Source organism: Pseudomonas sp. HMSC066A08, from assembly GCF_001813025.1.
In the GTDB taxonomy this organism is placed as follows: Bacteria; Pseudomonadota; Gammaproteobacteria; order Pseudomonadales; family Pseudomonadaceae; genus Pseudomonas; species Pseudomonas aeruginosa.
Window position 1 is genome coordinate 1 of record NZ_KV811177.1, and the last position, 214, is coordinate 214.

Annotated in this window: 1 protein-coding gene; it reads left to right on the forward strand. The window is 26.2% G+C overall.

Annotated features, from left to right (window positions below; all coding sequences use genetic code 11):
* Positions 1-214, forward strand: a 214-nt coding sequence (locus tag HMPREF2886_RS32485) for an antiterminator Q family protein (RefSeq protein ID WP_256562473.1), incomplete at both ends; no start/stop codon positions are given.

Genomic DNA, 214 nt, shown 5'->3' on the forward strand with positions numbered 1-214 from the left:
TAATATTGACTGGCCTAATATAGCTGCTGGTTTTAAAGGTGTTTTACCTTATTCTGGAAGTAAATACCCACAATGTAATGATGATGAAGGAATTTTAATAGATAAATGTGTTGCTAAATTAAAACAATATTGTTACGAGGAATATGAAATAATAGTGTTACACTTTATTTATAGAATATCATTAAGAAATATAGCTAAATATAAGAAATGCTCA